The organism is Devosia geojensis, from assembly GCF_000969415.1.
In the GTDB taxonomy this organism is placed as follows: Bacteria; Pseudomonadota; Alphaproteobacteria; order Rhizobiales; family Devosiaceae; genus Devosia; species Devosia geojensis.
Map to the genome: position 1 here is coordinate 83,007 of NZ_JZEX01000173.1, position 14,420 is coordinate 97,426.

At 63.4% G+C, this 14,420-nt stretch carries 11 protein-coding genes; 3 read left to right on the forward strand and 8 right to left on the reverse strand.

Going from position 1 to position 14,420, the window contains the following annotated elements; all coding sequences use genetic code 11:
* Positions 1 to 202 precede the first annotated feature (202 nt).
* The 6 genes from VE25_RS19365 to VE25_RS19390 all read right to left on the reverse strand — a co-directional run bounded on the left by VE25_RS19365 (position 203) and on the right by VE25_RS19390 (position 5,834).
* The gene (locus VE25_RS19365) at positions 203 to 1,126 is read right to left on the reverse strand and encodes an ArdC family protein (protein WP_046110324.1); all 924 of its coding nucleotides are present in this window, start codon (positions 1,124 to 1,126) and stop codon (positions 203 to 205) included.
* Positions 1,127 to 1,490: 364 nt separating this feature from the next.
* Positions 1,491 to 2,078 (reverse strand): hypothetical protein, encoded by a 588-nt coding sequence (locus VE25_RS19370; RefSeq protein WP_046110306.1) that lies wholly within the window; start codon positions 2,076 to 2,078, stop codon positions 1,491 to 1,493.
* 489 nt (positions 2,079 to 2,567) lie between these two features.
* Entirely contained in the window at positions 2,568 to 2,921 is a 354-nt protein-coding gene (locus VE25_RS19375; RefSeq protein WP_046110307.1) for a hypothetical protein, read from the reverse strand.
* Entirely contained in the window at positions 2,918 to 3,547 is a 630-nt protein-coding gene (locus VE25_RS19380) for a DUF7007 domain-containing protein (protein WP_052732091.1), read from the reverse strand. The genes VE25_RS19375 and VE25_RS19380 overlap by 4 nt, the downstream gene beginning before the upstream one ends.
* A complete protein-coding gene (locus tag VE25_RS19385) occupies positions 3,544 to 4,017 on the reverse strand; it encodes a UCP036055 family protein (protein ID WP_046110308.1) in 474 nt (157 codons plus the stop codon). Before VE25_RS19385 ends, VE25_RS19380 begins: the two co-directional genes overlap by 4 nt.
* 95 nt (positions 4,018 to 4,112) lie before the next feature.
* Positions 4,113 to 5,834: a ParB N-terminal domain-containing protein gene (locus VE25_RS19390; protein ID WP_046110309.1), complete on the reverse strand. Its 1,722-nt coding sequence runs from the start codon at positions 5,832 to 5,834 to the stop codon at positions 4,113 to 4,115.
* 356 nt (positions 5,835 to 6,190) lie between these two features.
* Here VE25_RS19390 and VE25_RS19395 point away from each other — a divergent pair, with 356 nt between their 5' ends.
* From VE25_RS19395 to VE25_RS19405, 3 genes are read left to right on the forward strand one after another with little or no spacing between them, the layout of a single operon-like run.
* Entirely contained in the window at positions 6,191 to 6,718 is a 528-nt protein-coding gene (locus VE25_RS19395) for a DUF6932 family protein (RefSeq protein WP_244466984.1), read from the forward strand.
* Positions 6,715 to 7,992: an XRE family transcriptional regulator gene (locus VE25_RS19400; protein ID WP_046110310.1), complete on the forward strand. Its 1,278-nt coding sequence runs from the start codon at positions 6,715 to 6,717 to the stop codon at positions 7,990 to 7,992. The genes VE25_RS19395 and VE25_RS19400 overlap by 4 nt, the downstream gene beginning before the upstream one ends.
* Positions 7,979 to 9,064, forward strand: coding sequence for a beta family protein (locus VE25_RS19405; protein WP_083989068.1), 1,086 nt, complete (start codon positions 7,979 to 7,981; stop codon positions 9,062 to 9,064). Before VE25_RS19400 ends, VE25_RS19405 begins: the two co-directional genes overlap by 14 nt.
* Here VE25_RS19405 and VE25_RS19410 read toward each other — a convergent pair.
* On the reverse strand, positions 9,018 to 9,614 hold the full coding sequence (locus VE25_RS19410; RefSeq protein ID WP_244466985.1) for a sce7726 family protein: 597 nt from the start codon (positions 9,612 to 9,614) through the stop codon (positions 9,018 to 9,020). The genes VE25_RS19405 and VE25_RS19410 overlap by 47 nt on opposite strands.
* A gap of 270 nt (positions 9,615 to 9,884) precedes the next feature.
* Positions 9,885 to 14,420, reverse strand: a 4,536-nt coding sequence (locus VE25_RS19415) for a helicase-like domain-containing protein (RefSeq protein ID WP_046110328.1), incomplete at its 5' end; no start/stop codon positions are given.

The window sequence follows — 14,420 nt, forward strand, 5'->3', positions numbered from 1 at the left end:
CGAGATCGGCCTTCGGTCAGACCAGCCACATCGAGGACGCAGATGGACGTGCCCGTCGCAGGAACGGTCGGAATGAAGACGGGCGTCCCTTCATCGGCATCACCTCCCGGATCCCCATGCGGCGAGAAACGCCATCCCCGCCCGGCCACCCGTCATTGACCGGCCACCACAGAGTTCCCACCGGCAACGGTCGAGTTTTGCATCAGGCCGCCTTCGCGACCCTGGCCGCCGGCTGAAGATCGTGCAGGTAGGTGACGGCGCGTTGCGCATGCGCGGCGGCCGAGAAGATGAAGCGCTTCTCGTTGGAGAGCACCTCGAGCCAGGAAGCGAGGTAACTGGCGTGGTCGGGCCGCGGCTCGAGCTCCGGCACGATGCCGAGGTCGGCGCAGAGGAACACCGATCCCAGTTCCGCGATTAGCTCCTCGCGGCTGAGATCGCTCCGATCCTTGTGGTAGCGGCTGAGATCGCGGTTGACGCGGTGGGCGGGAGCCGTCCAGTGGATGGTCTCGTGCGCCCTGACGGCAACGAAGGATTCCGCGTCGCGGAAGCTCTCGAAGACCGGGAGCTGGATGTGGTCGGACGAGGGCGCGTAGAACGCCTTCGTGCCGCCATAGACGACCCTGGCGCCGGTCGCGTCGAAAAACGCATCAGCATGGGCGATGCGCGTGACGGGATCGATCGCCGGCGGCGGCGCGCCATAATAGTGGTCCGGCAATCCCTCGATCTGGTCGACATTGAAGACCGAATAGGCCTTGAGGAACGGGATCCCGCGCTCGACCTCGTCGCCGCGCTCGTCGGTCTCGGTCCTGGTGAACTGGCTGGCATAGACGACGGTCGAGCCGGTCTCGCCCTTGCGGACATGACCGCCCAGCTCGACCGATTGCTTGAACGTCATCCAGATGGGCGAGGCGAAGCCGCGGGCGAGCGCCTCCGACCAGAGCGGGATGATATTGATGCCTTGGTAGGGTGTTCCATTGTGCCGTAGCGGCCGCGTGATGCGGCCGGCAGTGTTGGCAGCACTCCAGGGCCTTACCCATGGGCGAACACCTTTCTCCAGGTCCGCGACGATGTGGTCGGTGATCTTCGCGTAGATGTCGACGCGGGGTTTCTTGTCTTTCCTGTTCATCATCAGAGCCTCCATTCGAGGCCGCGCCGATCGCGGCCGTCACGAGGTCCGATTGCGCAGGACCGCAGGTCCGCGAACCCGGGAGGATCAGTCGGAAGAAGGAGAGACGTCGCAACCGGGCCGGAACGGCAGTGGAGGACGGCATCGCCGTTTCGCGGAGCGAGGACCGGAGCAGGACCAATGATCGTGACGGCTGCGATTGCGCCGGCCTCGCCATGGGTATTCCTGCTTCCCTTCCGCCTCTCGGTCCCGCGGAAGCCCAGCGGCGTCAGCCGCGACATAGAAGAAGGCCGGCACCCCATCGGGTGCGGCCTACGAGGAAACGGACAAGGAAAGGGCGGAGCCGGAGCCCCGCCCGCGGCCGCTATCCGAGAGCGGCCATCTGGAGGTCGGCGGCCTGCCGGCTGACGGTCTGGCCGGGATTTTCGGCCTGCCGCTCGTAGGGCTTCCAGCTCTCGCCGACGATGTGCTCGTAGGCCGCGACCACGCCCTCGGCCGCCATGCGCAGCGCGTGGGCCTGGATACCCATGTCGGCGGCGAATTCGCGCTTGCGCTGGGCGGCGCTGTCGAATCCGACCGGGCCGTCGCGATCCTCGTCGCGCATGTCGTTGGCGAGCCGGGCGGTCGCGTCCTTGGCCTCGGTGACAGCCTTGGAATAGAACTGTCCCGCTCCGTAGGCCGACCCGACATGGGAACCGACGATCCGCTGGAGATGGATCTGCATGGCCTTGTCGGAAAGGCCTTCGGAGAGGGTGTCGGCGCTCTCGATCAGGGTGCGCTCGTGAAACTCCCGGATACCGTCGCTGTCGAGGACGGCAAGCCCGAAGCTTTCGGAGATGAGTGCGGCCTGGTTGGCGTCCGGGCAGCACAGGCGCACCATTTCGAGGGTGGTGCCCTTGCGGAGCTGGACGACGCGAGCCTTGGTCTTGGTGGAGCGGGTTGAACTGGACATGAAGCGATCCTTTCTAGCGATGCCCTTCGGGCGATCCGGCCCCGTGCCGGTCTTCCCTGCGGGTGCGGTCGAAAAGAACCGGCGGAAGCTGGACGCTTCAGGGTCCGGGGCCTGCCAGGCGAGCAAGGTTGGCCTGCGGGCAAGCGGGGCTGACAGCCCTGCGCGGAACGCGGGCCGGCCTTGTCGAGATCGGCGGGCTCCGGCCGCATCGCGGCGCAAAGCGGCCTTGAAGGGGCCAGCCGCCGGTTCAGACCGCAGCAAACCCGCCGGGAAGTCCGGCGCGGGGATGGTTCCATGAGATTGGCTCGCGTGAGGACGTGCGACCGGATCAATCCGCCTCCGACGGCAGCACGGTTGGGCAGGCGCTCCGCTGCTCTACCCGGATGTTGCCCTGCTACCCGCACACCCCTCACGATTCCGGACAGGACTGCCCCTCCCGATTGCAGGTCGGGGCACGAGGAAGCGCGCATGGAGATGCACCGGCAAGAATCACGCCGCGCGGAGGCCCGCCATATCCGGCTCCGCATCGACCTCCGGCAGACCGTGGCGGCGACGGAAGGCTGCGATCGCCACGTCCTGGCGGGCGAGCTTGCGTGACAGCCCCTCGACCTCGCGATGACGCGAAAAGGTCAGCTCCGATAGCGTGGCCTGGTAAAGCTGCTCGTCGGCATGGCTCCATGTCGACCTGGACTTCCGGTAGTCGCGTGATCTGGCGCGGAAACTGATCATCAGGCGTTCCGCGCGCGCCGTGATCTGCCGCTCGATCAGGCGGAGATGGGCATGCGTCTCCCGGCGAGCAGCTTCCATGGTCGCCAGCATGGCGATATGCTCCGTGATCGTCATGAGGCGGCCTTCCGCAATCGTTTAGGTGTGGACGTGAGGGATCGCCAAGCATCGGGATACCAGTGCCGGATCGTCTCCTCGGCGCAACGTTTCTCGAAATCGGTGAAAAGGTCGGGAAAGGCCTGTGCGACGGCCGCCCAGCAGCAATCTTCTTCGTAGAACCCGTCGGCGCTGCGCAGATGCGGGTGGATCCGTGCATTGCGGTCAGGGTCGAGATGGAACCCGCCATGGCTCGGGGTCGAATGGCAAACAATGCCCTCGGCATAGTGCGTGGCATGATCCGAGAGCCCCCATGGGGTTGCTTGACGAGCCGCGATGTTGCGGCGGGCCAGTCTACGCAATTGTCCCTGATGTCGGGCGTTCTCCTCGACACGGGTGCGGAACGCCGCCTTGCCGTCGAGCTGCCCGCCGTGACCATAGAAGCTGGACTGCTTCCATTCGCTGATGGGCAGAGGCAGCTTCCATGCGTGGCCGAGATAGTGTCCGCCATTGTAGGCGGGGATCATCGCAAAGGCGTTCTCGCCAACCAGTGCCGCGAAGAGGCCATCGCTCGTTCGCCCGTAATACGCCTCCGGGAATCCGGGGGTGTTGTCGGTCGTTGCCTCGGTTTGAGCAGTGGTGTTCATGCCGCCCTCCCCTCGACGGCGTCGGCTGCCACGGTGTCGACCGATACCTCTTCGAGCACTGCGTTCGGGTACCCGTGAGATTGCAGCCAGGTCTCCGCGTCCTGCCGGCTGGCGGCGAGATAGACGAGTTCGGCACCCTCGCCGGCGCGATCGAAGACCTGGATCGAGCCCGGTGCGGGTCGGGAGTTCACCACGAACTTCAAGCCGCAATCGACCGAAAAGCTCTTGTGGACGCGCAGGACGACGACACTGCCGCTGCCATAATCGCCTTCATGCAGCGTGAAATGCGCGGGCGATGAATACTGCCCGGCCTGCCGGGCGGGCGTCTTGCGGATCAGGCGGCCGCCGCTATTGGCGCTCTCCCATGCCGAGAGCTTCTTCCGATGACGTTCCGGCGGGCGCGGTGTGCCGTCGGAGTAGCGGATGATGGAACCGAGCGGCACGAGATCGTAGATCAATTGAGCGGACATATTGTTTCTCTCCAGTGGTGCTGTTGATGAAAACAGAACCGCCGCCGGCGCGATTGCCGGCGGCGGGATGGGTCGGGAGGACGTGGATTGGCGGCCTATTCGGCGGCGACGCGCCAGGCTTCAGTTTCTTCGACGATGTGGCCGTTATCGACCGGATGCTCGTTTGCCGTCGCCCCGGTCTGATCACCCTCGAGCTCATCGACTTCCCGCGCGGTGTCGTCGTCAGCCTCGTCCGGCGCGGCGTGCCGGGCCGTCCAGCTCGTCAGCTCGGCGACGTCGGGCGCGAACAGGGCCGAGGGATGGACGAAGTGGCCTTCCTTGAAGTGCTCGGCGAGGGCTGCACGCGTGTCCTTGACGCGGGCACGCGGCAGGACTGGCGTGTCCTTGCAGGACGCCTCCAGCGCCGGCCGCGACAGGCACGACATGAACTCGTCCGTGCCCATGTTCGGCAGGAAGCCGTCGGCGCCGACGGTATCGCCGGCGACGCGAGCGACGATGCCGCTGTTGGTCCTGTTCTCCCGGCATGAGAGGACCTCGATCAGGACCTTGCGCGCGACCTGGTTGAGCGTCTCACGATCGTATACGAGCCTGCCGTCTTCCCCGAAAAGAAGGGCGGCGTGGCGCTCCAGCCGCGCGTGGCCGTAGACCGTGCCCGAGGAACCGGAATCGACGGAGACGTTCCTGCCCGCGAAGGCGAGAACGAGCAGCGCCATCAGCGTGTCCTCCTCAATCGGCGCGCGGGCGAGCGCATCGTGCAGCGCATCGGTGCGGAAGTCCCCGATCATCTCCATCCCCTTGCACGTCACGTCCGGACGGGTCTTGGTAGCGACCAGCCCCGTGTCCGTACCTGCGGCGTCGGTTGCATCACCCTTGCCCTTCGGCTTCTTCGCTTCGGGCATGCGATAGGCGACCGTCTGCACCTTGCCCTCACGGTCGAGATACATGGCGGTGTGGTCGGACTTGCCGGGCTTTCCGTAAACCCGCTCGGCCTTGGGCGGCAGTTTGGCCTCGCCCCACTGGCCGACCTCGACGATTGTTCCTCGCTTGGGAAGGTTGTTCGACATCCATTCCTGCTGGGCGCCGAGATAGGCGTCGACGTCGGTCGTGTAGCGGCTGTCCTCATCGGCCGGAGCGAACAGATCCTCGACCCACGCGATGCCGTAGGCCTGCGCGAGATCGTCGCCGAAGCTCGCATGACGTGCATACATGCGGGTTCTGGTCAGGCCCTGCGCAACGCTCCACCACGAAACCTGCGGATCGGCCTTGCTCGGCCTGTGTTTCTTCCAGACCTCCTTCTGGTCCTCAAGCGAGGCGGACGCGATGGTGCGCAGTTGCCGCTCGTCGGGCATGTCGCCCTTGGCCATCTGATCGAGCATGGCCGGAAACACGTTCGCCAGAAGCCGCAACTTCTTGATCTGGCGGACCGGCAATGCCAGCGCAATGGCGATCGCCTCCTCGGTCCAGTTGAGCGCAACCAGACGCTCGATCGCCCGCCACTGGTCGACCGGATTGAGCTGCTCATGGGCCAACGTCTCGGCAAGCGAGCGCATGGCGCCGCCGTCCTCGGCACGCTTGGTCACCAACACGGCGATCTCCGCGAGGCCCGCCGCGATCGCCTGCTTCACGCGGCGATGTCCGGCGTCGATGACATAGCCGTTGCCGCCTTCGGTCTCCGGGGCGACGACCGGCGGCTGCACGATGCCGACGGCCTTGATTGTGGCGAGCAGCAGGGCGTCCGCCTGCGGGCTCGATTTCGAACGCCGTGCTCTGTCGGGATTCTCCTTGAGCGCGCGCGGATCGACAAACTTGAGTTCCATTGGGATGCTCCGTTTCGGGTTGCGGACACCGCCGATCGCGGGCCCTTCTCCGTCTTCTTTTCCGAAGACATCTCCCCGCCCGCGGAGCGGACGGGCCGGTGCAACTGCCTGTCGAGCATCCCTGCCCGACAGGCCAAGCGGGGCTCTCAGCCCTGCGAAGGACGATGCGGCCGGGATCGCGAGCCAGGCAGTTGAGCGCCAGCGTCACCGGTTCGGCCGATCCGCGAGAAGGGCTTCTTTCCCTCCCGGTTTCACCATTTTTTCCGATCTGCGCAACGTTGCGGCTGAATGCGGATCGTCTCGCAAGAGCCGAGAACGCTGTTCCTGTTGCCCTCCCAAATTAGCGGCGGCGACGGATGATCCCGGGCTTGCCTTTTAGCGCTTACAACATTATTGTTGTAAGCATGATTCCTGCCCTCGTCCCATTGCCCGGCTCTCCGTGGACCGTTCTGCCCCCTGGGGCGCACGCGGCGAGTTTGGAAGATGTGGCGGCTGCTTTCGCAACGAATGCCTGGCGGCGTGAGCTTTTCGACGGCCTCGTTCTCGCCTCTGGCAAACTGCGATTGGCTGGATGTCCGGCGATCTATCTCGACGGCAGCTATGTGACCGGCAAGCCGAGGCCCGGCGACTTCGATGCATGCTGGGATCCTACTGGGGTCGACCCGGCCAAGCTTGATCCCGTGTTCCTGGAATTTGCGAACGGTCGGGCAGCGCAGAAAGCGGCATTCAAGGGCGAGTTCTTTCCGTCCTCGATGATGTGCGTGGATGTCGGGCAGGCATTCGTCGATTTTTTCCAACTGGATCGTTTCACAGGAAAACAGAAAGGGATCATCTCCATTCCGCTTTCGGCCGATCCGCTTCTCTCCGGGAAGGTGCAGCCATGATTTACAGCGACAAACAGTATGGCGTATCGAGTGCGCAGCTAGCGAAGTTGCGAGACGCGCTTGCTGCTGCGGACGCGCGCGCATCGGATCAGGCATGGCTCAAGCAGGCGGAGATCGATGGGCTCAAAAGCCAGATCGCCGACATCGAAGCCGAGCTTGCCGAATACGACCTGCTCAAATCTGGCCAGGTCTCATTCTCGAAATCCTATGCGCTAGAAGAGTTGCCGCGCGTGCTGGTGCACGCGCGAATTGCCTCCGGCATGAGTCAGACAGATCTCGCCGAAAAGCTCGGCATGAAGCCGCAACAGGTGCAGCGCTATGAGGCGACCGACTACATGGGCGCAAGCCTTGGTCGGCTGATTGAGATTTCGAAGGCGCTCGGTGTGAAGGCGTCAGGAAGTTTCGAGGGACCGAAGCAGGCCGGCGGATCGGTGTTCGCGTGGGGCGATGCCGACGATATCGTCTGGGGTCAGCTTCCTTACAAGGAGATGATCAAACGCAAATGGTTTGATCTACCGCGCGGGGCAAACCCGATTGAGTGCGTGAAGGAATATTTCTTGCACGCGGCCGGACCGCAATTTGCGACGGCGTTTCACCGCAAGAAGATGCGCAGCGGGAACGTGCCGAACGAATACGCCCTACTCGCGTGGCAGGCGCGCATTCTGGAGCGGGCGCGTAGTAAGATTGAAGCAGAAGAGATCGGAACCTTCGAACTCGATGACCGGTGGCTGCCGGAGTTGGTGCGTCTCACGAAACGGCAGGACGGGCCGAAGCGTGCCCGTGATCTGTTGGCCGAGAAAGGCATCGTGCTTATCGTCGAACGGCACCTCTCGGGATCGTATCTCGACGGCGCAGCCATGCTTGCCGACGGCGATACGCCGGTTGTGGGCCTTACGTTGCGATACGACCGGCTGGATAATTTCTGGTTCGTGCTGATGCACGAGCTCGGTCACGTTTTCCTGCATCTCTTCGACGGTTTGCGCTTCGACTTCTTCGACGAGGAAAGCGGCAATGACGGTGATACGATTGAGGCGGAAGCTGACAAATTCGCGCTCGACGCGCTGATACCGGAAACGCTGTGGGATCAGTGTCTGTCCCGCTTTGCCATGTCGGAAGAGGCAGTGAAGATCGACGCGGAGACGATCGGCATCGATCCGAGCATTATCGCGGGACGCATCAGGAAGGAGCGCAGCAACTACACCATCCTGAATGATCTGGTTGGTCGGGATCAGGTGCGCTCGCAGCTTGAGGAGGCGAGCGATGATCTTGACTAAGGACATGTATGTTCCGGCGCTGCGGTGGAGGCAGGGCGAATACCAGGCGCTTCTCCGCCTGGCTGGTGCAGTCAAGGATCGCATTGTGCCCTACATCACCATCCCCGAGGTCGAATACGACTTCGAGTTGCGGCAGCCGAAGAAATCGGTCCATGAACACGTTCATCCGTTCGCCGCCCGGTTCAAGGCCAAATGGGGGCAGCGGCCCGCGTGGGTAAGTATTCATCCGGGCATCGCTGATCAGCCCATGGATGATGGGCGGGATATACCCACCTATGTATTCGCAGCTCTGCGCGCGTTCCGGGCGAATGCGATACCGGCGGTTCCCCTCGACGCTGCGACTTCCATCATCGCGTCTGTCCGGACGATTGCCGCGACCGACGGACTTGGGGTGGCGATCTCGATCCGGCTCGAAGATCTGATGAAGCCCAATGCTCGCTCCCGCATCGAGGGATTAGCGGCAGCACTTGATTTGGAGCTTTCGGAAGTTGACCTGATCATTGATCTCGGTGGCCCGAATTTCGAGCCCTATGACGCCTTCGCAGGTGCCCTCATCGCGGCCATGCGCAGACTTGGCGACCTGTATGCCGTCCGGAATCTGGTCGTCATCGGCACAGCGATTCCCGAGACATTCAAGGATGTCGCCAAGGGCGCTGACCGGCTTCCACGCCACGATTGGCTCTTTTACCAGGTGTTGCTCGGCAAGATTCCGGCCGGCATGCGACAGCCGAATTTCGGGGATTACACGATCGTCCATCCGGAATTTAAGGCTCTGGACATGCGCATGATCAAGGCGGCAGGCAAGCTCGTTTACACGACGCCGGCAGCCTGGGAAGTGCGAAAGGGTGGGGCATTCAACGACGATCGCACGCAGATGCATGGCCACTGCGCGTCAATAGTAGCGTCGGGAAAGTTCAACGGTGCCGGCTATTCAAGCGGTGACGATTACATCGCAAAGTGCGCGGTTCACAAGGAAGGACCGAGCAATCAGACGCGATGGAAGGAGGTGGCAATCAACCACCACATCACACATGTGCTGGGCGACCTCGCCACGCTTGGCGCTGCACCATGAAGGCGCGGATGGAGGCGGTGATCTCGCGGAGGGTCATGGCCTCACACAGCATCTCGTAAAGCTTCTTTCTCGGCAGCCGGAGGTCCTTCGCCGCATATCCGGCTTGGCCCAGAAGTTGGATGACCTCATCGCGCCAAAGCAGGTGCGCCATCATGACCGGATCGATTTCGGGATTGGCGGCGGCGTTTCGCAACACCCGGAAGTTGATTCCACCTCTTGGTCCCTGCTCGGCCGCGATCACGCCGCACCATTCGGGTGCGTGACTCATGATGCCCGCGAGATGCTTCGGCGCGGCGACGAGTGTGAGCTTCTGTAGCGTTTGGCGGTAGATATCGATCTGGGTCGCGAATCGGTCGAGATTGTCCTTGGCGCTCTTGATTTCATAGCCGTGGATGCAGCCGTTGATGACTGCCACGTCGATGCGGCTCCGGGCGTGCGCGAGGCCAAGTTCGTCGATCACAAGCGTATCGGGATGGGATTTGGCGCGTCGCAATCGTTTGGCGTGTAGCGCAGAGCGAATGTCTCCGTCTGTCGTTTCCAACTTCGTCATGGCCGGCATGTCCTCCAGCTTATGTTCTGCCGGAGGTTCTGGTCCAAGCCAAGGTGGCATTCTGACTCACCTGACATTTCTCAAGCGTGTCACCGGCGATGACCCGTCTTGGTTGTCCGAAAACCGGCTGAATCGACCGACTTGGGAGCGCGAGGCTGTCATTGCCGCACCGTCTCGGAACGTCACAGAGGGTCTGAGCATCCCTTTCAAAAGTCCGGCCACGCAGGTATTGGACCTCGATCGTCATCTGTCGCAATACTGGACTTCCGTTCACGCCGCCTCACGGATCCCACCATCAGCCACCCCGACCACAAGGCTGGGATTGTTATCCGTGCCGGCGGCGAGATCAGCTTCGAGATGGGCCAACTCCTGCCGCTTCAGTTCGAGCTCGGCCTCGAAGGCGAAGGCTTCGCCAATGCGTGGCTGATAGGAGGCTAGACGCCGGCGGGCATCCACCAGCCGACAGCGATAATTGTCCTGCTCGCCCTCAAAGTTCGACAGAGCATGCTCGAGGCGAGCAATCGCGCCGAGCGGCGTGACCGTGACGGGAAGCTCGATCTCGTGGTCGGCGCCAGTGCGCATCAGCATTGTGGTGTAGCGATACCCGTCCCGGCCGAAGCGCTCGCCGCTATATTCGACATCGAAGCCGCCGATCTGCCCAATGATCGTGTCACCCTCGTGCTGGAGCTGCACGAGAGTAAGGATTTCCTTCATCAGCGCGCGGCCGGCGAGCTTGCGCTCGGCGAACACGGTCCCGGTGACGGTCATTGTGAAGGCATCGCCGACGGTCGGCACTAGGCGGACGATGTCCTGCCCGATTTCAGCAATGCACCGGGTCGACAGTTCGATTTCGCGTTCAGCGTCGCGGACCTGGCGGCGGATGGCATGCTGGTCGTCGATATGGGCGGCGTGGAGCCGGTCGAGACGGGCGATTTCGGCCTCAAGCCCCGCCTTTTGCATCAGGCGCTGATCGCCCGATGCGATGGCCTTGGCCATCGCGAACTGGTTGGCCTGCCCCTCCCCCATATCCTCAAGGCGTCGAATGGACGTGTCGCCGGAGAGCGCGGCCGCGATGAACCGGGCCTTGCGCTCATTGTTTTGCCACATGGTGGCGTCGAGCGAGCCGAGCGTTGCGTAGGCATAGAGCCCGATTTCATCGTGCTGGTTGCCCTGGCGAATGATGCGGCCTTCGCGCTGCTCGATCTGGGACGGAAGCCAGGGAACGTCGAGATGGTGCAGCGCTTTCAGCCGCGCCTGCACGTTGACGCCGGTGCCCATGGTTTCCGACGATCCGATCAGGACCCGGACCTTGCCGGCATTGAAATCGTTGAACAGTCGCTGCTTGGCCTCCGACTTCTTGAAATCCTGCATGTAGGCGATTTCCGAAGGCGGCACGCCAAGGCGGACCAGCTCGTCGCGGATCCAGCGATAGGCCGAGAAGCCGCGGGAGGCTTCGACATTGATGGTGCCGAGATCGGAGAAGATGAGCTGGCCGGCGCCAGGCTTGTCGAAGGGCTTGCCGTCCTTGCGGACATATTCGTTCTCGGCCGTCTCCCGCCAAATGCGGAAGGTGTTTCGGACAAGCGCGTTAAGCTTGTTGGCCTCCTCGTTGTCCATGGCCGGCATGACCAGGCGCAGGTCGATGGCGGCATGGCGGCCGTCGGTGATGACCGAGAGCAGGATGTCGTCGCCGGGCTGCGCCGGCCCGTCGCGCTCCTCGATGGCCTTGATGCGCTGATCGAGGTGGCGCTGATAAGCCTTGAAGGCGGCGGTCGGCTCGGCCGTGATGATCTGGCGCTTGCCGCCATCGATCTCCGGCACCTTCACATAGGTCCGAAGGTCTGCGGGCTGCACCACGTCCGCAAATGAGCGGAACATGGCGATCAACTCGGGGACGTTGACGAACTGGGCAAAACGCGTGACCGGCTTGTACTTGCCGGACGGCTGCAATTCGAGTTCGGTCGAGGTGTCGCCGAAAGTCGAGGCCCAGGCGTCGAACTCGTGCAGACCACGCTCGGCGAGCGCAGCATTATTCATCAGCCGCTGGACGGTGAACATCTCGCCGAGCGTGTTGGTGATCGGCGTGCCGGAAGCGAGCACAAGCGCCCTGCCCGGATTTTTCGTCTCGATGAATCGAGACTTCACATAGAGGTCCCAGGCCCGCTGCGAGCCATTGGGATCGACGCCCTTCAGAGTCGACATGTTGGTGGCGAAGCTGAGCTTCCTGAACTCCTGCGCCTCATCGACGATGATCTGGTCGATGCCGATCTCGGAGATGGTGAGCAGATCGTCCTTGCGGGTCGACAGCGCCTCCAGCCTTTCCTTGTGCCCCTCCTTCATGCGCTCGATACGCTTGCGCGAAAGCCGGTCCCCCCGGTCGACCTTGGTCAGTAGCTCCTCATAGGCCTCGAGCTCGTCGTGAATCATTTGCAGCTCGAAGGCCGAGGGAATCGAGATGAAGCGGAATGCCGAATGGGTGATGATGATCGCGTCCCAGTTCGCGGTTGCCGCCCGCGACAGGAAGCGATGCCGCTTCTCCTTGACGAAATTGGTCTCGTCAGCGACCAGAATCCGGGCGTTCGGATAGAGCGCCAGGAACTCGCGGGCGGCCTGCGCCAGGCAATGGCCGGGAACGACCAGCATGGCCTTGTTGATGAGGCCGAGCCGGCGCTGCTCCATGATCGCGGCCGCGATCGAGAGCGTCTTGCCGGCGCCAACGGCGTGGGCGACATAGGTCGAGCCAGCCGAGATGATCCGCCAGATCGCCCGTTTCTGGTGCCCATAAAGAGAAAAGGCGCCCGAGGCGCCTGGAAGCTGGAGATGGTCCCCGTTGAAATGTCGCGGGACCATGTTGTTGAAGGTGTCGTTGTAGAGCCGCGCCAATCGGTCGGTGCGATCCGGATCGCTCCAGATCCACGTCTGGAACGCCGTCTTGATCTTCTGCAGTTTCTCCTTGGCGGCTTCGGTCTCGACCGTATTGAGGACGCGCCGCTCGCTGTCGCCGTCCTTCACCGTGTCGAAGATTTGCGGGATCGAGGAATTGAGCACGTCGGACAACAGCTGCCCGGCATCGCGACGATGGGTGCCCCATTCGGTCGTGCCGGCGGCGCTCCAGCCGAGCTGGCGGGCATTGACGGTCCAGCAAGCAAGTTCGGGCGTGTGGTGGATGCTTATGTCGGCATCCATCGTCTGCTTGACAAAGGCGACGATGTCGGCCGCCGGAATCCAGGGTGCGCCGAGACGGGCGGTGATGTCGGAGGGCCTGAGATCGGCGGGCTGCACGCCCTTGAGCGCTTCGACATTGCGTGCAAAGGCTGGATCGAGCGCAGCGGCGGCCTCCGCGGCAGCGAGCTTGGAGCGAACGGCGCCAGAGAGATAGGCATCGGCGGTTTGCCAGGAACCGGACGTCGGATCCTGGAAGATCGCCTGCCCCAACTCGTCAATGACATCGGCAACATCACGATGCAGCAGTTCCGCGATGTGATCGGCGTCAACATGGCCACGTTCGTTCAGCACGACGGCGAGAGCATCGGCGGCCGACGTGATGACCGGCGCCGGCGGCGGCGCGATGACGCGCTCGGTGAAGATCGAGCCGGGCCGGGCGGTATTGGTCTCGAGGTCGTAGTCCTCGATGGACGCCACCAGCCAGCAATCGGGATCATCGAGGAAGGGCTGGAGATTGGGACGGCGATGCGTCTCCCGCACTTCGCCGGTTTCCGCATCGTCGGAGGTCGAGACCGTGGTGAAGTTGATCGGCCCGAATTCACGCACGAAGTTGGACCAGGCAATGCGCAGCTTGACCTGTGCCGGCTTCCACGGCCGGTCGAATTCCTGGGCCTTCAGCACCTCGCGCACCGCGTCGCGGATGGGGATCAGCTTGCGGATGATGCGAGCGTGTTTCTCGGGGATACCGTCCGAACCCCTCCCCTTGCGGATGGTGATGGTCACGGCCCCACCGTCTACCATCTGCATCAGGGCGGTGTTCTTGCCGATGAAATAGCTGCCCTCGCGGATGGAGCCTTCCGCCGCCATCCCGAGATCGCCGGCGTGGGCGTCCTCGTCTTCAGCGTCAGCCTCGATGTTTTCAGGCTCGCCGTCATAAAGTGCTTCCGGGAGGGCGGGGATGGCTGCGGACAATGCCGCCTCGAGATTGACGCCGGCGTGCGGAAGGCAGGTATAGGTTTCGTCGGGGCCGTAGATGCCGTGCCGCAGGGCGTGGTCTCCCAGCACCAGGTCGGGATGTTCGGCGAACCAGCGATTGACGCGGATCGCGCCCTCATCCTCGGTCGCCGGACGGATCTCGACAAGGTCGAGCCAGGAGGCGTCACCGACCGCCTCATCGCTCCGCCGCTTGCGGAAGAACAGGATGTCCACGACGACATTCGTGCCGGCATCGGCGCGGAAACTGCCCTCGGGCAGGCGGATGCCGGCGACCAGATCGGCTTGTCGCGCGATGTGCTCACGCGCCCGGCTATCGGCCTTGTCCATCGTGCCGCTCGAGGTGACGAAGGCGGCGAGACCTCCAGGCTTCAGCCGGTCGATAGATTTGACGATGAAGAAGTCGTGCAGCCTGAGCGAGAGCGTCCGGAAGGACCGGTCGCTGCGCACGATCCGGTCGGAAAACGGCGGATTGCCGATCGCCAGGTCGAAGTGCTGTGGCAGGTCGATCTGGGCAAAATCGGCATTGAGGATCCCGCCCCGCGGCTGCAGGAGCCGGGCGACGCGGGCGGTAACGGGATCGATCTCGATGCCAGTCACTTGGCTGACATCGCGGAGGGCCTCCGGCATCAGAGCCGGGAACAGGCC

What these genes read in the sequence shown, in the direction of transcription:
- VE25_RS19365 (WP_046110324.1), bottom strand. Translation starts at nt 1,126, where the DNA reads ATGAACAGGAAAGACAAGAAACCCCGCGTCGACATCTACGCGAAGATC.
- VE25_RS19370 (WP_046110306.1), bottom strand. Translation starts at nt 2,078, where the DNA reads ATGTCCAGTTCAACCCGCTCCACCAAGACCAAGGCTCGCGTCGTCCAG.
- VE25_RS19375 (WP_046110307.1), bottom strand. Translation starts at nt 2,921, where the DNA reads ATGACGATCACGGAGCATATCGCCATGCTGGCGACCATGGAAGCTGCT.
- VE25_RS19380 (WP_052732091.1), bottom strand. Translation starts at nt 3,547, where the DNA reads ATGAACACCACTGCTCAAACCGAGGCAACGACCGACAACACCCCCGGA.
- VE25_RS19385 (WP_046110308.1), bottom strand. Translation starts at nt 4,017, where the DNA reads ATGTCCGCTCAATTGATCTACGATCTCGTGCCGCTCGGTTCCATCATC.
- VE25_RS19390 (WP_046110309.1), bottom strand. Translation starts at nt 5,834, where the DNA reads ATGGAACTCAAGTTTGTCGATCCGCGCGCGCTCAAGGAGAATCCCGAC.
- VE25_RS19395 (WP_244466984.1), top strand. Translation starts at nt 6,191, where the DNA reads ATGATCCCGGGCTTGCCTTTTAGCGCTTACAACATTATTGTTGTAAGC.
- VE25_RS19400 (WP_046110310.1), top strand. Translation starts at nt 6,715, where the DNA reads ATGATTTACAGCGACAAACAGTATGGCGTATCGAGTGCGCAGCTAGCG.
- VE25_RS19405 (WP_083989068.1), top strand. Translation starts at nt 7,979, where the DNA reads ATGATCTTGACTAAGGACATGTATGTTCCGGCGCTGCGGTGGAGGCAG.
- VE25_RS19410 (WP_244466985.1), bottom strand. Translation starts at nt 9,614, where the DNA reads ATGACGAAGTTGGAAACGACAGACGGAGACATTCGCTCTGCGCTACAC.